18 protein-coding genes are annotated in these 21,126 nt (G+C 69.7%); 13 read left to right on the top strand and 5 right to left on the bottom strand.

Annotation, left to right across the window (positions count from 1 at the left end):
• Positions 1 to 11: 11 nt before the first annotated feature.
• Positions 12 to 380, top strand: coding sequence for a DUF2155 domain-containing protein (locus ACQ860_RS09860; RefSeq protein WP_431303204.1), 369 nt, complete (start codon positions 12 to 14; stop codon positions 378 to 380).
• Here the strand turns inward: ACQ860_RS09860 and ACQ860_RS09855 are convergent.
• Together ACQ860_RS09855 and ACQ860_RS09850 are read right to left on the bottom strand one after the other, a co-directional pair.
• Positions 367 to 942, bottom strand: coding sequence for a DUF4214 domain-containing protein (locus tag ACQ860_RS09855; protein ID WP_431303203.1), 576 nt, complete (start codon positions 940 to 942; stop codon positions 367 to 369). The two genes, ACQ860_RS09860 and ACQ860_RS09855, sit on opposite strands and share 14 nt — an antisense overlap.
• Entirely contained in the window at positions 939 to 2,279 is a 1,341-nt protein-coding gene (locus ACQ860_RS09850; protein WP_431303202.1) for a glycosyltransferase family 4 protein, read from the bottom strand. The genes ACQ860_RS09855 and ACQ860_RS09850 overlap by 4 nt, the downstream gene beginning before the upstream one ends.
• Positions 2,280 to 2,392: 113 nt before the next feature.
• Between ACQ860_RS09850 and ACQ860_RS09845 the strand changes: the two genes are divergently transcribed.
• The 11 genes from ACQ860_RS09845 (at position 2,393) to ACQ860_RS09795 (ending at position 15,418) form a co-directional block, all read left to right on the top strand.
• Positions 2,393 to 3,817: a mannose-1-phosphate guanylyltransferase/mannose-6-phosphate isomerase gene (locus ACQ860_RS09845; protein ID WP_431303201.1), complete on the top strand. Its 1,425-nt coding sequence runs from the start codon at positions 2,393 to 2,395 to the stop codon at positions 3,815 to 3,817.
• Positions 3,818 to 3,871: 54 nt separating this feature from the next.
• Positions 3,872 to 5,647, top strand: a complete 1,776-nt coding sequence (locus ACQ860_RS09840; RefSeq protein WP_431303200.1) for a glycosyltransferase — start codon at positions 3,872 to 3,874, stop codon at positions 5,645 to 5,647.
• Between the two features lie 62 nt (positions 5,648 to 5,709).
• A complete protein-coding gene (locus ACQ860_RS09835) occupies positions 5,710 to 6,906 on the top strand; it encodes a M20 aminoacylase family protein (protein ID WP_431303199.1) in 1,197 nt (398 codons plus the stop codon).
• Positions 6,907 to 7,026: 120 nt separating this feature from the next.
• Positions 7,027 to 8,826 carry a peptide ABC transporter substrate-binding protein gene (locus ACQ860_RS09830; RefSeq protein WP_431303198.1) on the top strand — a complete coding sequence of 600 codons (1,800 nt, stop codon included), beginning with the start codon at positions 7,027 to 7,029 and terminating at the stop codon, positions 8,824 to 8,826.
• Between the two features lie 7 nt (positions 8,827 to 8,833).
• On the top strand, positions 8,834 to 9,793 hold the full coding sequence (locus ACQ860_RS09825) for an ABC transporter permease (RefSeq protein ID WP_431303197.1): 960 nt from the start codon (positions 8,834 to 8,836) through the stop codon (positions 9,791 to 9,793).
• A gap of 34 nt (positions 9,794 to 9,827) precedes the next feature.
• Positions 9,828 to 10,700 carry an ABC transporter permease gene (locus ACQ860_RS09820; RefSeq protein WP_431303196.1) on the top strand — a complete coding sequence of 291 codons (873 nt, stop codon included), beginning with the start codon at positions 9,828 to 9,830 and terminating at the stop codon, positions 10,698 to 10,700.
• Between the two features lie 62 nt (positions 10,701 to 10,762).
• Positions 10,763 to 11,674: an ABC transporter ATP-binding protein gene (locus ACQ860_RS09815; RefSeq protein ID WP_431305743.1), complete on the top strand. Its 912-nt coding sequence runs from the start codon at positions 10,763 to 10,765 to the stop codon at positions 11,672 to 11,674.
• Positions 11,671 to 12,645: an ABC transporter ATP-binding protein gene (locus ACQ860_RS09810; protein ID WP_431303195.1), complete on the top strand. Its 975-nt coding sequence runs from the start codon at positions 11,671 to 11,673 to the stop codon at positions 12,643 to 12,645. The genes ACQ860_RS09815 and ACQ860_RS09810 overlap by 4 nt, the downstream gene beginning before the upstream one ends.
• A gap of 41 nt (positions 12,646 to 12,686) precedes the next feature.
• Entirely contained in the window at positions 12,687 to 13,565 is an 879-nt protein-coding gene (gene yghU / locus ACQ860_RS09805) for a glutathione-dependent disulfide-bond oxidoreductase (RefSeq protein WP_431303194.1), read from the top strand.
• A gap of 159 nt (positions 13,566 to 13,724) precedes the next feature.
• Positions 13,725 to 14,534, top strand: coding sequence for an exodeoxyribonuclease III (locus tag ACQ860_RS09800; RefSeq protein WP_431303193.1), 810 nt, complete (start codon positions 13,725 to 13,727; stop codon positions 14,532 to 14,534).
• Positions 14,531 to 15,418: a PhzF family phenazine biosynthesis protein gene (locus ACQ860_RS09795; protein WP_431303192.1), complete on the top strand. Its 888-nt coding sequence runs from the start codon at positions 14,531 to 14,533 to the stop codon at positions 15,416 to 15,418. The genes ACQ860_RS09800 and ACQ860_RS09795 overlap by 4 nt, the downstream gene beginning before the upstream one ends.
• A gap of 65 nt (positions 15,419 to 15,483) precedes the next feature.
• Here ACQ860_RS09795 and holA read toward each other — a convergent pair whose 3' ends face one another.
• From holA to leuS, 3 genes are read right to left on the bottom strand one after another with little or no spacing between them, the layout of a single operon-like run.
• Positions 15,484 to 16,497: a DNA polymerase III subunit delta gene (gene holA, locus ACQ860_RS09790; protein WP_431303191.1), complete on the bottom strand. Its 1,014-nt coding sequence runs from the start codon at positions 16,495 to 16,497 to the stop codon at positions 15,484 to 15,486.
• A gap of 3 nt (positions 16,498 to 16,500) precedes the next feature.
• A complete protein-coding gene (lptE, locus tag ACQ860_RS09785) occupies positions 16,501 to 17,067 on the bottom strand; it encodes an LPS assembly lipoprotein LptE (protein WP_431303190.1) in 567 nt (188 codons plus the stop codon).
• Positions 17,057 to 19,657 (bottom strand): leucine--tRNA ligase, encoded by a 2,601-nt coding sequence (gene leuS / locus ACQ860_RS09780; protein WP_431303189.1) that lies wholly within the window; start codon positions 19,655 to 19,657, stop codon positions 17,057 to 17,059. Before leuS ends, lptE begins: the two co-directional genes overlap by 11 nt.
• A gap of 86 nt (positions 19,658 to 19,743) precedes the next feature.
• Here leuS and ACQ860_RS09775 point away from each other — a divergent pair, with 86 nt between their 5' ends.
• Entirely contained in the window at positions 19,744 to 20,850 is a 1,107-nt protein-coding gene (locus ACQ860_RS09775; protein WP_431303188.1) for an alpha/beta hydrolase, read from the top strand.
• The last annotated feature ends 276 nt before the right edge of the window (positions 20,851 to 21,126 follow it).

The raw sequence follows: 21,126 nt of genomic DNA, 5'->3' as shown, positions 1-21,126 counted from the left end.
GCGCGCCCCGAATGGCCGTGTGGCGCCCCGCCCTGCTGGCGCTGCTGCTCGCCGCGCCGCTGCCGGCTGCCGCGCAAGAGTGGGTGCCGCGCCGCGTGGGCGAGATCCAGGCGCTCGACAAGGTGAATGCGCGTGTCGCCACGTTGCGCGCGACGGTGGGCGAACCCACCCGCTTCGGCACGCTCACCATCACGCTGCGCGCCTGCCATGCCCGTCCGCCCGATGAAGTGCCCGACGCCGCCGCCTTCCTCGATGTGACGGATGAGCAGCGCGGCGGCGGCAACCCGCAGGTCTTCCGCGGCTGGCTCTTCGCCGATGCGCCGGCCGTGAACATGTTCGAGCACCCGGTCTACGACCTGCGGATCCTCAGCTGCCGCTGAGCCCGCCCTCACCGGCGAGCAACCGCGCCTCCAGGGCACGGATGCGGCGCAGTAGCGGCGTCTGGGCGCCCTCCACCAGCTCATTCACATAGTCGAGCGAGACGGCGGGCGAGAGCGCGGGCGCCGGCGGCACCGTGCCGGCCAGCCGGGCCTCCAGCGCCGCGATGCGCTCCGTCAGCTCCGCCCGCAGCCCCGCCAGCGTGGCGCCGAGCGCCATGATCTCGCCGGCCAGCGCCGATTGCTCCGCGGCGGCGGCCGCCTCGCGCGGCGCGGCGATGGCGGCGCGCAAGATCTCGGTGCGCAGGCGCAACTGTGCGGCCAGCGCCTGTTCGGGCGGCACGGGGCCCGGCGCGTCCATCCGGATGCCGGGCGGCCGCTGCCGCGCCTCCTCGGAATTGAGGAAGCCCTGGACCAGTTCCGCCCGGAGCTGCGGCCGGCCGGCGATGAGCCCGAGGTGATGGGCGAAGCCCGCCTCGTCCGGCCAGCGACCCAGCGCCGCCAGATAGAGGTTGACGAGGAAATCCTCATCCGTGCCGTGCAGCAATTCGCCGAGGGCGATCATGCCGCGGCCTCGCCCGCCGGCAGGACGCCCAGTCGCGCATAGAGCGCGCCCAGGCGCTCGGCATAGCGTTCGGGGCTGAAATACGCGGCCCGCTTCGGGCCCGCCGCCTCCAGCCCCCGGCGCAGCTCGTCATTGCCGTCCAGCGCTTGCAGGGCCTCGGCCAGGGCGCGGGTGTCGGTGGGGGAGACGGTCAGCGCCGCGCCTCCCACCACCTCGGGCATGCAGGAGGTGTTGGAGGTAAGCACCGCCGTGCCCGCCTGCATCGCCTCCACCGCCGGCAGGCCGAAGCCCTCGTAGAGCGAGGCGAAGCAGAGCGCGCGGGCGTGCCGCACCAGGATCTCGACGTCGAGCTGCGGGACGTAGCCGATGTAGCGGATGCGCCCATCGGCCGAGCGCGTGCCGCCCGCCTCGGTCAGCAGGCGCAGCTCCTGCTTGCCCTGATGCGCCATGCCGCCCACGATGATGAAAGGCAGCTGCGAGCCGGAGGCGATATAGGCATCCAGCATGCGGGCCAGGTTCTTGCGCGGCTCGATGCGCGAGAGAAAGAGGAAATAGCCGCGGGGCTCCAGCTGGTGGGCGCGGCGGAGCCGCGCCACCGACATCTCCTCCGCCATGGCGAACATGGGCGGGAAGACGGCCTGGTAGGTGTTGGTCACGCGCTCCTCCGGGATGCCGATCTGCTCGATCAGGTCCCGCCTGGCATGCTCGGAGACGGTGACGATGTGCTCCGCCCGCTGGCCGAGGCGGCGGACGGTGTTCAGCCAGTTCGCCTTGAAGTCCAGCGTGGCCCAGGGCAGGCGCAGCGGGATCAGGTCATGTACGGTGTAGATGTTCCGCGTGCCGGCCAGGCGGATGGGGTGGATGTGCGTCCAGTGCATCAGCGCGGGGGGGCTCGGCGCCCGGACGGTCATGAGGTTGCGGCGCACGGCGAAATGGAGCTGCGCGCGGCCGAAGGCGTCGTCCACGTTCCACAGCTCATCCACCTCGGGCAGGTTCGCGGTCGCGAAGGTCTCGTAGGTGATGGCGGACATGGCCGCCGTGTCCACCATGCGCGAGAGCGGGATGGGCTGCGCCATCGGCCCGCGCGGCTCGCGCAGCAGGCCGATGAAGCGCTGGTGCAGCGGGCGCCCGGGCAGGACGCGCGCGTCGAAGAAGCGCACCTCGCGCTCCGCCGGGTCGGCGATGGAGGGCAGGGGGCGGCCATAGAGCATGCCGAGCGAGACGCCCATGCGCCGCAATGTCGCGGCATGGCTGCGGGCGTAGGTGGTGATGCCGGTGCCGTGGGAGAGGGTCAGGGGGAACCCGTCTGTCCAGACCCTGGGATGCTGTTCCGACATCTTCGCAACTTGCCTTTCGCGGCTTGTCGGGACAAGGGTGATTGGGCCTTGGTGTGCCATGAAATCACCGGGATTGTGAGGGAAGGCGTTGGGGAGGTTCTGAGAGGTCGGTGATGAGCGTTCCTGACATTGTTCCCGTGATCCTTTCCGGCGGCACGGGCAGCCGCTTGTGGCCGCTGTCGCGCGAGTCCAACCCCAAGCAGTTCTGGCCGCTGCTCTCCGATCAGAGCATGGTGCAGGAGACGGCGCGCCGCGCGGCCGGCCCGGGCTTCGCGCCGCCGGTGGTGGTGGTGGGCGAGGCGCATCGCTTCCTGGTGGCGGAGCAGCTGCGCGACGCGGGCATCGCCAACCCGCAGATCGTGCTGGAGCCCGAGGGGCGCAACAGCGCGCCCGCCATCGCGGTCGCCGCGCTGCTGGTGGCCGAGGCGCAGCCTGACGCGGTGCTCTGGATCATGGCGGCCGATGCCGCGATCGGCGATGTGGCGGCGCTGCATGCGGCGTTGGAGCGCGCGGCCGTGGCGGCGCGCGGCGGGCGCATCGTCACCTTCGGCATGCGCCCGACCGAGGCGCATACCGGCTTCGGCTACATCGAGCTGGGCGAGGCGCTGGCCGAGGTGCCGGGCGTGCAGGCGGTGCAGAGCTTCACCGAGAAGCCCGAGCGCGCGACGGCCGAGCGGCTGGTGGCGGGCGGGCGGCATGTCTGGAACAGCGGCATGTTCGTGGCGACGGCGGGCACCCTGATCGCCGAGCTGCGCGAGCATGCGCCGGCCGTGCTGGCGGCGGCGCGCGCGGCGCTGGACGGCGCGATGCGGGACCTGGACTTCATCCGGCTGGGCGCGGAGGCGTTCCGCGAGGCGCCGGCGATCTCGATCGACTATGCGGTGATGGAGCGCACGCGGCATGCCGCGGTGGTTCCGGCGGATCTGGGCTGGAGCGATGTGGGCAGCTGGGACGCGCTATGGGAGGCGACGGCGAAGGATGCGGCGGGCAATGCGGCCAAGGGCCCGGTGGAGCTGCTGGACGCGGAGGGCTGCTACGTGCGCTCGGAGGGCATCCTGACGGCGGTGCTGGGCTTGAAGGATGTGGTGGTTGTCACGACAGACGACGCGGTGCTGGCCTTGCCGCGTTCGCGCGCGCAGGATGTGAAGCGGATGGTGGAGCGCCTGAAGGCGCGCGGCCTGAAGCAGGCGAGCGAGCACCGGCGGATGTACCGCCCCTGGGGCCATTACGAGGGGCTGATCATGGGCGACCGCTTCCAGGTGAAGCAGATCGTGGTGCGCCCGGGCGGGCGGCTTTCGCTGCAGAAGCACCATCACCGGGCCGAGCACTGGGTGGTGGTGAAGGGCACGGCGCGGGTGCATCGGGATGCGGAGAGCCTGCTGCTGTCGGAGAACCAGTCGGTCTACCTGCCGCTGGGCTGCGTGCACCGGCTGGAGAACCCGGGGATGATCCCGCTGGCGCTCATCGAGGTGCAGGTCGGGTCCTATCTCGGCGAGAACGATATCGTCCGGCTCGAAGACAATTACGGGCGAAGCTGACGCGCGGCGCCAAGCTCGCGCTGCCCCCGGAGAAGACCCCGAGAGAAGAGACGGATGGCCGAAACTCGCTTCGTGGTGGACCTGACCGACCTCCTGGAGTTCCTGACGCATTTCCGCACGCCCATGGGCGTGGCGCGCGTGCAGATGGCGCTGCTTGAGGCCGGCCTGGCCCTCGATGAGGATCCGCTCTTCGAACTGACCGCCTTCTCGGCGGAGCAGGGGCGCTTCGTGCAGTTCCCCGCCGCCCTGCTGCTGGCGCTGATCCAGGGCGGGCGGCAGGGCGGCGGGCTGGACGAACCCGCCTGGCTCACCCTGCAGGAGGCGCGCGCCACGGCCTGCCGTGAGGGGGCGGCCTTCGCCTTCCACCCGGGGGACCGGCTGCTCGCCCTTGGCCTCACCGGCCGCAACCCGGTCCAGCTCCGCCGCCTGCGCGAGGTGCGCCAGGCGCATCGCGTGCTGGTCTGCGTGCTGTTCTACGATGCCATCCCGCTCGCGACGCCCGAGCATTGCGAGGCCAGCCTGTCGCGCAGCTTCGCGGAGCATTTCCTGGGCCTCTGCCTGCAGATGGACCGCGCCGTGGCCATCAGCGACTGCGCGGCGCGGGATTTCCGCCTCTGGCAGCGCCGCATGCTGCCGCATCTGGACATCCCGGTCGGCGTCATGCCGCTCGATGCCCGCTTCCCGGCGCTTTCCGCGCCCGAGCCGCCCGAATGGCCCGAACGACTGGCCGATGGCCGGCCTTTCGTGCTCTGCGTGGCCACCATCGAATCCCGCAAGAACCACGCGTTGCTGCTGCATGCGTGGCTCACCCTGCTGCGCCGCCATGGCGATGCGGTGATCCCCGACCTCGTGCTCGTCGGCCGCCCGGGCTTCCTGGCGGAGCCCGTGCTGCACCTGCTGCAATCGGCGCCCGAGCTGCGTCGCCGGGTGATCCACCTGCAGGATGTCGGCGACGCGCTGCTCGGCCAACTCTACGAACGCTGCCTCTTCACCGTCTTCAACAGCTTCTACGAGGGCTGGGGCCTGCCCGTCACCGAGGCGCTGGCCCATGGCAAGATCCCGCTGACGCCCGACCACACCAGCCTGCGCGAGGCGGGCGGCGCCGCCGCGCAGTATTTCTCGCCGCAGAGCGAACCCGAGCTGGCCGACCTCGCCTGGAACCTGATCCGGGACCCCGCGCACCGCCAGCACCTGGAATCCAAGATCGCCGAACGCGTCCGCATCCGCAGCTGGCGCGAGGTTGCCGAGGGCCTGATCGCGACCCTCTCGGCCGAGGCGCCCGCGCTGCCGGATCCGGTGCGCCGCCTCTGGTTTCCGATCGGCGAGCGAATCGTCTTCGAAGAACCGGCGGTGCCCGATCTCCCCGCGCTCATGCGCCCCTTCAGCCTGCTGCACCAGCTCCTCTGCGAGGGCGAGGGCTGGGCCGAGCAGGAGCGCTGGGCCATCGGCGCCGGCAGCGGCCCCGTCCTGCTTCGCCTCCCCCTCGGCGCGCCGGCGCCGGATGGCCTCGTCCTCACGCTCGAGATCGCGGCTTCCGTCACCGTGCCGGCCCAGTTCCGCCTGCGCGTCCGCCGGCCGGAAGAGGCGCCAGGGCCCTGGCTCATGGAGGAGATCCCGACCGGCCAGCTGCAGCTCGTCCGGCTCGACATCGCGGCCTGCCAGGCGGGCGATCTCCTCATCGAGTTCGACACCGGCCCGCCCGTGCCCGGGGAGGGCCGCCGGCCGCGGATCTTCTTCACCGGCCTGATGCTCTGCGCCGCCACCGACCACGCGGCGCAGCTGCGCTACCTCTCCGCCCGCTCCGGCATCCGCAGCCCGCGCCCCGCCTGAGCCCGCTGGACCTCGGCGCGCGCCGGATGGATCATCCCGCCGCACGCGAGAGGGGAATGCGCATGAGCCGACACATCATCGAGGCGGTCCAGGCCTGGCAGCCGGAGCTGGCGGCGATCCGCCAGGACATCCACGCCCATCCCGAACTCGGCATGGAGGAGGTGCGGACCGCTGGCCTCGTCGCGCGCCACCTGCGCGAATGGGGCGTGGAGGTGACGGAAGGCGTGGGCCAGCTCGGCGTCGTCGGCACCATCCGGGGCACGCGGCCGGGCAACCGCACCATCGGCCTGCGCGCGGACATGGACGCGCTGCCCATCCCCGAGCAGACCGGGCTGCCCTATGCGTCGAAGAACCCTGGCATCATGCATGCCTGCGGCCATGATGGGCACACGACGATGCTGCTGGGCGCGGCGCGCTGGCTCTCCGGGAATCGCGACTTCGCCGGCACCGTCCACCTGATCTTCCAGCCGGCCGAGGAAGGCCGCGGCGGGGCCCGCGCCATGCTGGCCGACGGCCTGTTCGAGCGCTTCCCCTGCGATGCGGTCTACGGCCTGCACAATGCGCCGCGCCGCCCCGCCGGCCATTTCGCGATCCGCCCCGGCCCGACCATGGCGGCGGCGGACCGCTTCACCGTGATCTTCCGCGGCACCGGCGGGCATGGCGGATCCACGCCGCATCTCGCCACCGACATCACCATCGTGCAGGCGCATTTCGTCCTCGCCCTGCAGACCATCATCGGCCGCAACGTGGCCGCCAAGGATGCGGCGGTGCTGAGCGTGGGCGCCATCAGCGCGGGCAACCACATCGGCGCCAACGTCATGCCGGCCGAACTCACCATCAGCGGCACCGCGCGAAGCTATACGCCGGCGGTGCGGGACCTGCTGGAGCGCCGCATCGGCGAACTCGCGCACGGCCTCGCCGCCGCGCATGGCTGCACGGCCGAGGTCGAGTATCGCCGCGGCGTGCCGGCCACGGTGAACCACCCGGAGCAGACCAAGGTGGCCTATGCCGCTGCGGCCGCCGTGGTGGGCGAGGCCGCGGTGGACCCCAACCCCGACCCCAGCACCGGCGCGGAGGATTTCGCGCTCATGCTGGAGCAGCGCCCCGGCGCCTTCATGTCCATCGGCGGCGGCGCGCCGGATGGTTCCTCGCCCGCGCTGCACACGCCGCTGTTTGACTTCAACGACGCGACGATCCCGCTGGGTGTCGCCTATTGGGCGAGCCTGGTCGCGCAGGAATTGGGCAGTCCCGAGGGCTGAGCGCGATCTGCCGGGTGCGGGCCGCGCGGCAGGACTCGCATTGCCACGCAACCCTGCTATGTGTCCGGGTAATGGTGGGTTGAGAACTGAACACCGCTTCGATGCGCTGGGAGAATGGCAATGGGTGAAGACGATCTGCGCCAGATGATCGGGCGCGTGAAGAACGGCAGCCTCTCGCGCCGCGGCTTCATTCGCCGCATGGCGGCGGTGGGCCTGACGGCGCCGATGGCGACGCAGTTGCTGGCGATCGCGGGCGCCGGTTCCGCCCAGGCCCAGGGCAGCATGCCCGCCTATCGCCCCACGCGGCGCGGCGGCGGCGGCCAGCTCAAGGTGCTGTACTGGCAGGCCTCCACCCTGCTGAACCCGCATTTCGCGGTCGGCACCACCAACCAGGATGCGAGCCGCGTCTTCTACGAGCCGCTGGCCGGCTGGGCGGCCGATGGCACGCTGCACCCGGTCCTCGCGGCCGAGATCCCCTCGCTGGAGAATGGCGGGCTTTCCGCCGATGGCCGCTCGGTCACCTGGAAGCTGAAGCGTGGCGTGAAGTGGCATGACGGCCAGGATTTCTCGGCCGATGACGTGATCTTCAACTGGGAATACTCGCGCAACGCCGCCGTCGCCGCCGTCACTTCCGGCAGCTATCGCGACGTGAACGCGGTGAAGGTGGATGACCACACCGTCCGCGTCGAATTCGCGCAGCCCACGCCCTTCTGGGCCGATGCCTTCGTGGCTGCAACCGGCCAGCTGATTCCGAAGCACCTGTTCCAGGCCTTCAACGGTCCGAACTCGCGCGACGCGCCCACCAACCTGCGCCCCGTGGGTACCGGCGCCTACAAGTTCGTCAGCTTCCTGCCGGGCGACACGCTGCGGGCCGAGCTGAACCCCAACTACCACATGAACAACCGCCCCTTCTTCGACACGCTGGAGGTGAAGGGCGGCGGCGACGCGGTCTCGGCCGCGCGCGCCGTGCTGCAGACGGGCGATTTCGACTATGCCTGGAACCTGCAGGTCGAGGATGACCTGCTGAAGCGGCTGGAAGCCGCCAATCGCGGCCGCGTGAACATCGTGGAGAGCGGCGGCATCGAGTTCGTGCAGCTCAACGTCACCGACCCGAACCGGGAGATCGACGGCGAGCGCTCGCATGCCAGCACGCAGCACCCGGCCTTCTCGGACCCCGCGGTGCGCCAGGCCATGGCGCTGCTGATCGACCGCAACGCGCTGGAGCAGTTCATCTATGGCCGCGGCGGCCCGGCGACCGCCAACTTCCTGAACAACCCGCCGCGCTTCACCTCGCGCAACATGCGCTGGGAGTTCAACATCGCCCGCGCGAACGAGATCCTGGACGCGGCCGGCTGGGTGCGCGGGCGGGACGGCATCCGCGCCAAGAACAATGTCCGGCTGCGCTTCATCTACCAGACCTCGGTCAATGCGCCGCGCCAGCGCACCCAGGCGGTGTACAAGCAGGCGGCGCAGCGCGCGGGCATCGATCTCGAGCTGAAGTCGGTCACCGCCTCGGTGTTCTTCTCGTCGGATGTCGCGAACCCGGACACCTTCACGAAGTTCTACGCCGACATGCAGATGTACACGACCACGATGCCGCAGGCGGATCCGCAGCGCTTCATGAACCAGTACGTCTCGTGGGAGCTGTCCACCCGCGCCAATTCCTGGCAGGGCCGCAACATCGTGCGCTGGCGCAACGACGAATACGACGCCGCCTTCCGTGCCGCGGAAAGCGAGATCGATCCGGTGAAGCGCGCCGCCCTCTTCATCCGCATGAACGACCTGATCGTGGGCAGCAACCACATCATCCCGCTGGTGAAGCGCCCGCTTGTCAGCGGCAGCGTGAACAATCTCCGCCATGTGCTGAGCGGCTGGGACGGCACCTTCTGGGCGCTGCAGGACTGGTGGCGCGAGACCTGATCGCCCCGTGGCCCAGTATCTTCTCCGCCGCCTGCTGATCGCGATCCCGAGCCTGCTCGGGATCAGCGTCATCCTCTTCACCGTGCTGGCGCTGGCGCCGGGCGACCCCTTCGAGGAACTGGCCACCAACCCGGCCATCCCGCCTGAGGTTCGGCTCGCGCTGCGCGCCAGCCTCGGCATCGATGACCCGGTGCATATCCGCTATTTCCGCTGGCTCACCTCGATGCTGCAGGGCGAATGGGGCTTCTCCTTCGTCAGCCGCGTGGATGTGGACCAGCTGATCCTCCAGCGCCTGCCGGTGACGCTGGTGGTGATCGGGCTGTCGCAGGTGCTGGCGCTCGCCATTGCGCTGCCGGTCGGCATCATGGCGGCAACCAGGCCCTATTCGATCTTCGACCAGGTGGCGAACACGCTCGCCTTCGTCGGCTTCTCGCTGCCCACCTTCTTCACCGGGCTGCTGCTGATCATGCTGTTTTCCATCCACCTGGACTGGCTGCCCTTCGTCTATCGCGCGCAGATCGACGCGACGGGCTGGCAATGGTGGTGGGAGCACATCAAGCAATCCATCATGCCCATCGCGGTGCTGGGCCTGTTCCAGGGCGCGGCCTGGACGCGCTTCGTGCGCTCGGCCGTGCTCGACGTGGTGCGCCTCGACTATGTGACGACGGCGCGCGCCAAGGGCATCCCGGAGCGGCGCGTCATCAACCGCCATGTGGTGCGCAACGCGCTGATCCCCGTGGTGACGCTGGTGGCGCTGCAGATGCCGGCGGTCTTCGGCGGCGCCATCGTGACGGAGCAGATCTTCCGCGTCCCCGGCATCGGCTCGCTGCTGATCTCGGCGGTGCTGGCCAATGACACGCCGGTGATCATGGCGGTGACCTTCGTCTTCGCCTGCCTCGTCATCTTCTTCAACCTGCTCGCGGACGTGATCTATGGCTGGCTCGACCCCCGCATCAGCTACAGCTAGCGCCGGGTCCGCCGGGACCGTTCGTCGCGCTCCGGTGACCCCGGCGGGCGAGGCTTGGCGCCGCTTCCGCAAGCACAAGCTCGCGGTGGGCAGCGCCGTGGTGCTCGGCCTGATGATCCTGGCCGTGCTCTTCGGCCCCTTCTTCTGGACCGTGCCGATCGACGAGATCGACTTCACGGCACGCCTTCAGGGCCCCTCGCTGGAGCACCCCTTCGGCACGGATGACCTGGGGCAGGACCTGCTGGCGCGTGTGCTCTATGGCGGGCGCATCTCACTCGCTGTGGGCTTCGCCGCGATGGGTGTCGCCGTCACTGTCGGCGTGCTGGTCGGCGCCATCGCCGGCATGTCCAAGGGCCCGGTGGATGTGGCGCTGATGTGGGTGACGGATCTCTTCCTCTCGCTCCCGCAGCTGCCGCTGCTGCTGCTCATCATCTACCTGTTTCGTGACGCGCTGGCCGAGGTGGTGGGGCAGGAGCTGGGCGTCTTCATCATGATCGTGGCCGTGATCGGCCTGTTCAACTGGATGCAGGTGGCACGCCTGGTGCGCGCGCAGTTCTTCTCGCTGCGCGAGAAGGAATTCGTGGAAGCCGCCCGCGCGCTCGGCGCCTCGCGCGTGCGGATCGTGGTGCAGCACATCCTGCCCAATGCGCTGGGCCCCGTGATCGTCGCCGCCTCGATCGACGTGGCGGGCGCGATCCTCGCGGAATCCACGCTCTCCTTCCTCGGCCTCGGCTTCCCGCCGGATACGCCGACCTGGGGGCGCCTGCTCTTTGACGCGAAGGACAACCTGGATTTCGCCCCGCATTGGGCGATCTTCCCTGGCCTCGCCATCTTCCTGACCGTGCTGACCATCAATTTCGTGGGCGATGGCCTGCGGGATGCGCTGGACCCGAGGCGCGTGCAGTGAGCGCCTCGGCCCCTCTGCTCGACATCTCGGGCCTGAAGGTTCACTTCAAGACGGATGACGGCATGGTCCGCGCCGTGGATGGCGTGGATATCTCGGTCAACCGCGGCGAGACCGTCTCCATCGTCGGTGAATCCGGCTGCGGCAAGACCGTCACCGCGATGACGGTGTTGAAGCTCATCGCCATGCCGCCCGGCCGCATCATGGCCGGAAAGATCCTGTTCGAGGGACGGGACCTGGTGCCCATGGCGCCGGATGAGATGCGCGCCATCCGCTCCAAGCAGATCGGCATCGTCTTCCAGGAGCCGATGACCTCGCTGAACCCGGTCTATACCGTGGGCCAGCAGATCGCCGAGACGGTGCGCCACCACGAGGGCCTGTCCAAGCGCGCCGCCTTCGACCGCGCGGCGGAGATGCTCTCGCTCGTGCAGATTCCGAACCCGCAGAAGCGGGTGCATGACTATCCGCACCAGTTCTCGGGCGGCATGCGCCAGCGCGTGATGATCGCCATGGCGCTCTCCTGCAACCCGAAGCTGCTCATCGCCGACGAACCGACCACGGCGCTCGACGTCACCATCCAGGCGCAGATCCTGGAATTGATGAACGAGATGAAGCAGCGCCTCGGCATGTCCATCCTGCTCATCACGCATGCGATGGGCGTGGTGGCCGAGACCTCGCAGCGCGTCATCGTCATGTATGCCGGCAAGGTGGTGGAGGATGCGACGGTGGAGAACCTCTTCGCCAATCCGCGCCACCCCTATACCCAGGGGCTGATCCGCTCGATCCCGCGCATCGACCTCGCCGCCACGACGCACACGAGGCTGGAAGCGATCCCCGGCACGGTGCCGAGCCTGCTCAACCCGCCCGTGGGTTGCCGCTTCGCCGCGCGCTGCCGCTTCGCGACCAAGGCCTGCACCCTGGCCGAACCGCCGCTGCGTGAGGTCGCCCCCGGGCACAAGGTGGCCTGCATCCTATGACCCAGCCGCTCCTCAGCGTGAAGAAACTGGTGAAGCGCTTCCCCGTGAAGGGGGGGCTGCTGCGCCGCACGGTGGATCACGTGCATGCCGTGAGCGGCGTCAGCTTCGACCTTCAGGCCGGCGAGACGTTGGGCCTGGTGGGGGAATCCGGCTGCGGCAAATCCACCACCGGCCGCCTCATCCTGCGTCTCATCGAGCCGACCTCGGGCGAGGTGAATTTCGAAGGCCGCGACGTCACGGCACTCGATCATGAGAAGCTGGGCGATCTGCGCCGCGACATGCAGATCATCTTCCAGGACCCCTTCGCCTCGCTCAATCCGCGCATGACGGTGGGCAGCATCATCGCCGAGGCGCTGATCATCCATAAGCTCGCGAGGACGGCGCGCGAGCGCGAGGACCGCGTGGTGGAGCTGCTGGAGACGGTGGGCCTGAACGCCGACCACATGCGCCGCTTCCCGCATGAATTCTCGGGCGGCCAGCGCCAGCGCATCGGCATCGCACGCGCGCTCGCCGTGAAGCCCAAGCTCGTCATCTGCGACGAACCGGTGAGCGCGCTCGACGTCTCCATCCAGGCGCAGGTGGTGAACCTGCTGGAGGATCTGCAGGAGAAGTTCGGCCTCACCTTCCTCTTCATCGCGCATGACCTCTCGGTGGTGGAGCACATCAGCGACCGCGTGGCGGTGATGTATCTCGGCCGCATCGTCGAGATCGCGAGCGCGCGCGACCTCTACACCAACCCGCTGCACCCCTACACCGAGGCGCTGCTCTCCGCCGTGCCCATCCCGGACCCCACGGTGAAGCGCCAGCGCATCATGCTGAAGGGCGATGTGCCGAGCCCGCTGCGCCCGCCCTCGGGCTGCCATTTCCACACGCGCTGCCCCATCGCCAATGCCGGTCAGTGCCGGTCCGAGGTGCCGGAGCTGCGTGAGGTCTCGCCCGGCCACTGGGTCTCCTGCCACTTGCGCGGCTGACCGCACGGCCCGACATGAGCGGCAGCACAGGAGCCCCTCGCATGACCGACGCCCCCGAATACACGCCCCCCAAGGTCTGGACCTGGGTGAAGGCCAATGGCGGCCGCTTCGCCAACATCAACCGCCCCATCGCGGGCCCGACGCATGAGAAGGAGCTGCCCATCGGCAAGCATCCGCTCCAGCTCTATTCGCTCGGCACGCCCAATGGCGTGAAGGTGACGGTGATGCTGGAGGAGCTGCTGGCCCGCGGCCACGCCGATGCCGAATACGACGCCTGGCTGATCCGCATCGGCGAGGGCGACCAGTTCGGCTCCGGCTTCGTCGCCGTGAACCCCAACTCCAAGATCCCCGCGCTGATGGACCGAAGCGGCCCCAAGCCCATCCGCGTCTTCGAATCCGGTGCCATCCTCATGCACCTCGCGGAAAAGTTTGGCGAATTCCTGCCGACCGAGACGGCGGCCCGCGCCGAGACGCTCTCCTGGCTCTTCTGGCAGATGGGCAGCGCGCCCTATCTCGGCGGCGGTTTCGGTCATTTCTACGCCTATGCGCCGACCAAGCAGGAATACCCGATCGACCGCTTCGCCATGGAGGTGAAGCGCCAGCTCGACGTGCTGGACCGCCGCCTGGCCGAGAGCGAGTACCTGGCCGGCTCCGACTACACCATCGCCGACATCGCCGTCTGGCCCTGGTATGGCGGGCTGGTGAAGGGCTGGTCCTACGGCGCGGCCGAGTTCCTCTCGGTGCATGAATACAAGAACGTGCTCCGCTGGGCCGACCAGATTCACGCCCGCCCCGCCGTGAAGCGCGGCCGCATGGTGAACCGCATGGTGGGCGAGCCCGAGGGCCAGCTGCGCGAACGCCACGACGCGAGCGACTTCGACACCAAGACGCAGGACAAGATCGAGGCGACGGGAGGCTAGACCGCGCTACGTTCACATGCGTTCACGCCGCGCGGTCTCGCCTCTGCTGACAGGATGATTCGGCGTCTCGGCGATTCCGCCTCAACGCATCATGCTCTGGCTTCCCAAAGCCGGCGCGGCGCGGCAAGGATGGGCCTCCCCTGACAGCGAGTCCCGCCCTTGCCCGCGCTGCGCATCGCCACCTGGAACATCAACTCCGTCCGACTCCGCCTGCCCCTGCTGGCGGATCTCGACGCCGCACTTCGGCCCGACGTCCTCTGCCTCCAGGAAACGAAATGCCCGGATGAGCTCTTCCCGCATGACGGCATCAGGGCACTGGGCTTCGAGCACGTCATCGCGCGGGGCATGAAGGGCTATAACGGCGTCGCCATCCTCTCCCGCATTCCGTTCACGGCGCGCGCGGGCGATCCGGATTGGTGCATGAAGGGCGATTGCCGCCATGTCGGCGTGACGCTGGCACTCCCTTCCGGCCCGCTCGACCTGCACAATTTCTATGTCCCCGCCGGCGGCGACATTCCGGACCGAGAGGCCAATCCGAAATTCGCCCACAAGCTCGACCTCATCGCCGAGGCCACCGCCTGGTTTGCCACGCATGCGCCGCTGCGTCGCTCCGTCCTGGTGGGCGATCTCAACATCGCGCCGCTCGAGCATGATGTCTGGTCGCACAAGCAGCTGCTCGACGTCGTCTCCCACACGCCGATCGAGGTGGAGGCGCTTGCCGGCTGGATGCGCGCGGGCGATTGGCATGATGCGCTGCGCCATTTCGTGCCGGCCGAGCAGAAGCTCTACACATGGTGGTCCTACCGCGCGAAGGACTGGGAGGCGGCGGATCGCGGCCGGCGCCTCGATCACGTCTGGGTCAGCCAGGATTTGCGCGGGAGCCTCGCCAGCCATCAGATCCTGAAGCCCGCGCGCGGCTGGGAGAAGGCCAGCGACCACGTGCCCGTGATGGTGGAGATGACGCTGTGACCGCCTGGGATTTCGTGACGCTGGACGTCTTCACCGACACGCGCTTCGGCGGGAACCAGCTCGCCGTCTTTCCCGATGCGCGCGGCCTGACCGATGCGCAGATGCAGTCGCTGGCCGCCGAGCTGAACCTGAGCGAGACCACCTTCGTGCTGCCGCCGGAGAAGCCCGGCAACACGGCGCGCGTGCGCATCTTCAACCGGGTCGCGGAGATGCCGTTTGCCGGCCACCCCAATGTCGGCACCGGCTTCGTGCTGGCCGACCGCGCGACGGATGGCCTGCTCCGCTTCGAGGAGATCGCGGGCCTGGTCGAGGTGACGGTGCAGCGTGACGCGGCGGGTGTCGTCATCGGCGCAGAGATCGGCGCCCCGCAGCCGCTCACGACCGGGCCCGAGATGCCCCCCGCGCTGGTCGCGGGCTGTGTCGGCCTGGCGGAGTCGGATGTGGTGACGGCGGCGCATCGCCCCGTCATGGCCTCGGTCGGCAATTCCTTCGTGCTGGCGGAAGTCACGCCCGAGGCGCTGGGGCGCGCCAAGCCCGACCTCGCGCGCTTCGCGGCGGCGGCGCTGGAATTCCCGCATCTCGGCCCGCGCCGCCTCCCGCTCTATCTCTACGCGCATGCGGGGCAGGGGCGGCTGCGCGCGCGCATGTTCTCGCCGCTTTCGGGCACTGTGGAGGATGCGGCGACCGGCAGCGCGGCCACGCCGCTGGTGGCACTTCTGCTCTCGCTCGGCAGCGCGCCGTCGCTGCGCCTGGAAATCACGCAGGGCGTCGAGATGGGCCGGCCCAGTCTTCTCAGTGCCACCGCGTATCGTGCGGCCGATGGCGTCCGCGCCCGCGTCGCCGGCCGCTGCGTCCCCGTCTTCGAGGGCCGCTTCAGGCTCTGATCGAAGGTCCAGGAAACTGAGTTTCCTGGCGGGAGAGCACGAGAGGGCAGCGCCCTCTCGTCCGTCTACCTCGCCGCGCTCCGGGCCAACCCCAGCACCACCTGCCGCGCCACCGTCTCATCCGGCAGGCCCGTGGTCTTCGCCTGCCGCTCCGCCCGCAGCAGCGCCGCGCCCAGCGCCTCCAGCCGCGCCACGGACCAGCGCGAGAGGGCCCGCGTCATCGCGGGCTTGGCCTTCCAGAAGACCGGCGGCCTGAGCGCGCCCACCGCTTCATCGGCCGAGGCCCCGCCTTCCATCGCCAGCCGCGCCATGTGCAGCCGCTGCGTGTGCCGCAGCGCGGCCCGCAGCACCTGCACCGGATTCGCGCCCTCGCCGAAGGCCTTGGCGATGGCGCGGTCCGCCACCGCCACCTCGCCCAGCGAGGCCGCCATCAGCGCCTCGTCCAGGTCCAGCATGCTGCCTTCGCCGAGCAGTTCCATCGCATCCTCGACGGTGATCCGCTGACCCGGCTCTGCATGCAGCGCCAGCACCTCCAGCGCGCGCCGCATGGCCATGCGGTCCTCGCCCGCGCGCTCCGTCAGCCAGTCCAGCGCCGCCGGCTCGGCCGCCGCGCCCAGCTCGCCCAGGATGCGCGTGATGGAGGCGGTGAGGTCCCGCCCGCGCTCGGCATAGCATTCGATCACCTGGCCGCGCGGATCGGCCGCCACCAGCGCCTTCAGCTTGGATTTGCCGGTGAGCCCTGCGCCCTCGATGATGACCAGGCCCGGCCCCGGCCCGGCCAGCGCGGCCTTGACGGCCTCGGCCCAGGCATCGCGCGGGTCGCGGATGCGGATCGCCATCCGCCCGCCCATCAGCGGCACGGCGGCCGCCTCACCGGCCAGCGAGCCAGGGTCACGCGCCGCCTCGCGCGGCGGTTCCACGATGCAGATCGGGTCATCGCCCGCCACCGCGCGCACCAGCGCTGCGGCGCGTTCATTTACCAGCCCGGCATCATCGCCGATCAGCAGCACCACCCGGCATTCGCCCGGCGGGTCAGCCAGGAAGCCAGCAAGCCGTCGCGGATCGAGCTTCGAGACCATGGGTCAGGTCGCGGCGGGGGCCGACATCCGGCGGCGCAGCGCCACGGCGACGCCAACGGTGACACGCTCGCTCAGCTCCGCCACCAGGCGGCGCTCCATGTCCTCGCGCGAGGCGTCGGAGGCGAAGAACTGCAGGTTGGGCAGGTTATAGGCATCCACCGTGCGGGCCGAGCCGCGATCCACCACCTCGCGCGGCACGGATTGCGTGGCCAGCACCCAGCTGGCGGTGGCGACGACGCGCACGCGGGTGGCCAGGCCATCCGTCTGGTAGCCCAGAACCTCGGTCGCGTAGATGAGCCGCACCTCCAGGTCATAGCGCGCCTGTATGCCGGGCCGGCTGCCTTCGAGCTGCCGCTGCAACGCGCGGCGCATCAGCTGCCCGTTGCGCTCGGGGATGAGGCCCACACGCACCGCGGCCAGGGCTTCGGCCAGGCTCGGCTCATTCGCCGCGATCGCAGCACCCGTGCCGCCCTCGCCATTCGGCCCATAGAGCGGACGGAAGCCGCAGGCGCCCAAGGCCACCAGGGGGGCCAGCAGCGGGGCGGTGAGGAGGGCGCGTCTAGATGACAAGGTTGACCACCCGGCCTTTCACATGGATGCGCTTCTTGACCGGCTTGCCGTCCAGTGCGCGGATCACGTTGGGCTCGGCCTCGGCGAGAGCAAAAACCTCCTCGTCGCTCGCGTCCACCGAAACCTCGATGGTGCCGCGCAGCTTGCCCAGCACCTGCACGGCGAGCGTCGCGGTCTCGGCGCGCAGCAGGGCCGGGTCGGCCTCCAGCCAGGGCAGTTGCGCGACCAGCCCGCGGCCCGGATTGAGCAGCGCCCAGATCTCCTCGGCCAGGTGCGGCATCATCGGCGCGCTGAGGCGCACCAGCGCCTCCATCGCCTCGCGCCGCGCGGCGAGCGGGGCGGCCGCGCTGTCACCGATGGAATTGGCGAGTTCGTGGATCTTGGCGACGGCCACGTTGAAGGTGAAGGCCTCGAGCGCCTCGGTCACGGCGGCGATGGCGCGATGCGTCGCCTGCCGCAGCTTCTTGCCCACGGCTTCGTCAGGCTTGTCCGCTTCCACCATGTTCTGCGCGAGGCGCCAGATGCGCCCGATGAAGCGGCTGGCGCCGGCCACACCGGATTCCGACCACTCCATGTCGCGCTCGGGCGGGTTGTCGCTCAGGATGAACCACCGCGCCGTGTCCGCGCCGTAGCGGTTGATGATGGCGCCCGGATCCACCGTGTTCCGCTTCGACTTGGACATGCTTTCGATGCGGCCGATCGTCACGGGTTCTTCCGTGCCCTTCACCACCGCGGTGCCGTCGGCCCGCTTCTCCACCTCTTCCGGGTAGAGCCAGCGGCCATCGGCGCCCTTGTAGCTCTCATGCGTGACCATGCCCTGGGTGAAGAGGCCGGCGAAGGGCTCGTCCAGCTTCACATGGCCGGTCGCCTTCATGGCGCGGGTGAAGAAGCGGCTGTAGAGCAGGTGCAGGATCGCGTGCTCGATGCCGCCGATATACTGGTCCACCGGCAGCCAGGCATCCACGGCCGCGTTCGTGACCGGCTGCGTGGCGCGCGGCGAGCAGAAGCGCGCGAAATACCAGGAACTGTCCACGAAGGTGTCGAAGGTGTCCGTCTCGCGGCGCGCCGTCTTGCCGCAGGAGGGGCAGTTCACATGCCGCCAGGTCGGGTGGTGGTCCAGCGGATTGCCCGGCTTCGAGAAATCCACATCCTCGGGCAGCACGACGGGCAGCTGGTCCGCCGGCACCGGCACCACGCCGCAATCATCGCAATGGATTACGGGGATGGGGCAGCCCCAGTAGCGCTGGCGGCTGACACCCCAGTCGCGCAGGCGCCAGTTCGTGACACCCTGACCCTGGCCCAGCTCCTCGATGCGCGCGATGGCGGCGCGCTTGGCGCCGGCCACGTCCAGCCCGTTCAGGAAGTCCGAGTTGAAGCTGACGCCATCCTCGGTGAAGGCCTCGTTGCCCACGGTGAAGCTCGCCGCGTCCGCGAAACCAAGCCTTGCCAGCTCCGCTGGGGGCGGCAGCACGACGGGCGTCACCGAGAGGTCGTATTTGCGCGCGAAATCCAGGTCACGCTGGTCATGCGCGGGGCAGCCGAAGATGGCGCCCGTGCCGTATTCCATCAGCACGAAATTCGCGATCCAGACGGGGTATTCGCGGCCGTTGAAGGGGTGCTTCACGGTGAAGCCCGTGTTGAAGCCCTTCTTCTCGCCCTGCTCGATCGCCACTTCGCTCGTGCCCATGGCGCGGCATTCGGCGATGAAGGCGGCGGCCTCGGCCGAGTGCTGCGCGGCGGCGGCGGCCAGCGGATGTTCGGCGGCGACGGCGAGGAAGCTCATGCCGAACAGCGTGTCCGGCCGGGTGGTGAAGACCTCCACCTCCTCCTGGCCGTCAACGGGCGCGGCCAGCTTGAAGCGCACCCTGGCGCCCTCGCTGCGGCCGATCCAGTTGGCCTGCATCAGCCGCACACGCTCGGGCCAGCGGTCCAGCCCGTCCAGCGCCTCCAGCAGCTCGGGCGCGAACTTGGTGATGGCGAAGAACCACTGGCTGAGCTTCTTCTTCTCGACCGGCGCGCCGGAGCGCCAGCCCTTGCCGTCGATCACCTGTTCGTTGGCCAGAACGGTGCCGTCCACCGGGTCCCAGTTGACCCAGCTCTCCTTGCGCTCGACCAGGCCCGCCTGCAGGCAGTCGAGGAAGAGCTTCTGCTGCTGGCCGTAATACTCGGGATCGCAGGTGGCGAATTCGCGCTCCCACTCCAGCGAGAGGCCCATGCGCTTCAACTCGGCGCGCATGTTGGCGATATTGGCGTAGGTCCATTTCGCCGGGTGCGTGCCACGCTCGCGCGCCGCATTCTCGGCCGGCAGGCCGAAGGCGTCCCAGCCCATCGGGTGCATCACCAGATGGCCCTGCGCCCGCTTGTAGCGCGCCACCACGTCGCCCAGCGTGTAGTTCCGCACATGCCCCATGTGGATCTTGCCCGAGGGGTAGGGGAACATCTCCAGCACGTAGTATTTCTTGGCGCCGGCCGGCGGGACGTCGGGCACGGAGAAGCAGCGCGCCGCCTCCCAGGCCTGCTGCCAGCGGGGCTCGGCGGCGGCGAAATCGTAGCGGGTGTCGGTCTGGATGGGCTGGGGCGTATCGGGCATGATGGAAGGTGAATAGAGCCCTCGGCCGGGCATCTCAAGGCGGCGGGCGGTCTTGCCGCGCGGCTATTTGTGGCAAACTTCATCCCATGCGCTGGCTGTTGATCCCCCTGCTGCTGTTGAGCACCCTCCCGGCCCGCGCGGATGAGGCGGCGCACGCCCGTTTCTTCTCGGCCCGCAGCATCCCGGTGGCGCTGCCCTCCACCGGCCTCTCCATCTCCTTCACGCAGCACTACCGGGGCGCGGTGCCCCATGCGGCCTTCGCCTTCGCGCAAGGCACGGATGGCCGCGCCGCCTGGTCCCTCGTGTCCGGCCATGACAGCCCGGAGGAGGCCGAGCGCGCCGCGATGGGCAATTGCAACCGCCAACTCAGCCGCATGCGGGGCGAGGGGGTGGGCAGTCCCTGCCGCATCCTCGCCGTGGATGGCGACCTCCGCGGCCCCGATGGCCGCCCCCAGCCCGGCGCGCCGAGTGTCAGCCCCGAGCGCGGCGGCCTCGGCCCCTTCACGCGCAGCCCCTTCCATCTGCATCGTGGCCCGCGCTCCGCGGAGGGCGCCGTGATCTGGGCGCATGGCTATGGCGGCGCCGAGGAAGACCAGCGCGGCCATGCGCTGCCGGGCATCGTCACCCCGCTGAACGAAGCGGGCTTCGATGTCTTCCGCTTCGACCGCCACCCCGGCGACGACAACCTCTTCGTGACCCTCCCGCGCCTGGTCCGCGCCCTGCCGGCGCTGCGCGAGGCGGGCTACCGGCGGATCATCCTGGGCGGGCAGTCGCGCGGCGCCTGGCAGGCCATCCAGGCCGCGGCCGAGCGGCCGGACCTGGTGGATGCGGTGCTGGCCGCCGCCCCGGCGGCGCATGGGGAGCGGCCGGAGCAACGCGCCCTGGCACTCGAGGATTTTCGCCGCGTCGTCGCGGGGCTGGATGAGCGGCGGACGCGCCTCGCCGTCATGCTCTTCGACCGTGACGAGTTCGACCCCTCGCCGGAAGAGCGCGGCCAGATCGTGGCGGCGCTGGCGCAACGGCGGAGCGTGCCGACGCTGGCCCTCTGGGCCACCGGACCCGCGCGCGGCCACTCCGGGGTCTCGGACTGGCGTTTCACCCGCGATTACGCCGGCTGCGTGGTGACGCTGGTGCAGGCGCCGCCCCCGGCCGCCCCGCGCGGCTTGCGGCGTGAAGGCTGCGGCGGCGGCTGAGGGACTTGCTCCCCATGCGTTCATTGTCTGACAAAAACTGAAGAGCAGGTCATGACCGCCCCGCCCGGGGCGGCAAAGAGCGCATCTCGCAAGGAAGGTTTTTTCCTAAAAACCGGACAATCTTTTCCACGCATGGCCCGATGACGAGCGAGAGTCACGAGCGGAGAACGAGGAAATATCGTTGATTCCAAGGCTTCAAGGTTGACCTTGGGAGCCGGCCTTAGCGTGTCGCAAAAAAAATGTCTCATGGATTGTTACCTCGTTGGGAAGCTTGAC

The sequence above is a fragment of the Sediminicoccus sp. BL-A-41-H5 genome, assembly GCF_050632405.1.
In the GTDB taxonomy this organism is placed as follows: Bacteria; Pseudomonadota; Alphaproteobacteria; order Acetobacterales; family Acetobacteraceae; genus Roseococcus.
Note: the sequence above shows the minus strand (reverse complement) of the source record. Positions and strands in the feature narration are given on the sequence as shown.

Bases quoted from the DNA above. Each gene is read 5' to 3' on its own strand.
- ACQ860_RS09860 (WP_431303204.1), top strand. From the start codon at position 12: ATGGCCGTGTGGCGCCCCGCCCTGCTGGCGCTGCTGCTCGCCGCGCCG.
- ACQ860_RS09855 (WP_431303203.1), bottom strand. From the start codon at position 942: ATGATCGCCCTCGGCGAATTGCTGCACGGCACGGATGAGGATTTCCTC.
- ACQ860_RS09850 (WP_431303202.1), bottom strand. From the start codon at position 2,279: ATGTCGGAACAGCATCCCAGGGTCTGGACAGACGGGTTCCCCCTGACC.
- ACQ860_RS09845 (WP_431303201.1), top strand. From the start codon at position 2,393: ATGAGCGTTCCTGACATTGTTCCCGTGATCCTTTCCGGCGGCACGGGC.
- ACQ860_RS09840 (WP_431303200.1), top strand. From the start codon at position 3,872: ATGGCCGAAACTCGCTTCGTGGTGGACCTGACCGACCTCCTGGAGTTC.
- ACQ860_RS09835 (WP_431303199.1), top strand. From the start codon at position 5,710: ATGAGCCGACACATCATCGAGGCGGTCCAGGCCTGGCAGCCGGAGCTG.
- ACQ860_RS09830 (WP_431303198.1), top strand. From the start codon at position 7,027: ATGGGTGAAGACGATCTGCGCCAGATGATCGGGCGCGTGAAGAACGGC.
- ACQ860_RS09815 (WP_431305743.1), top strand. From the start codon at position 10,763: ATGGTCCGCGCCGTGGATGGCGTGGATATCTCGGTCAACCGCGGCGAG.
- ACQ860_RS09810 (WP_431303195.1), top strand. From the start codon at position 11,671: ATGACCCAGCCGCTCCTCAGCGTGAAGAAACTGGTGAAGCGCTTCCCC.
- yghU (WP_431303194.1), top strand. From the start codon at position 12,687: ATGACCGACGCCCCCGAATACACGCCCCCCAAGGTCTGGACCTGGGTG.
- holA (WP_431303191.1), bottom strand. From the start codon at position 16,497: ATGGTCTCGAAGCTCGATCCGCGACGGCTTGCTGGCTTCCTGGCTGAC.
- leuS (WP_431303189.1), bottom strand. From the start codon at position 19,657: ATGCCCGATACGCCCCAGCCCATCCAGACCGACACCCGCTACGATTTC.
- ACQ860_RS09775 (WP_431303188.1), top strand. From the start codon at position 19,744: ATGCGCTGGCTGTTGATCCCCCTGCTGCTGTTGAGCACCCTCCCGGCC.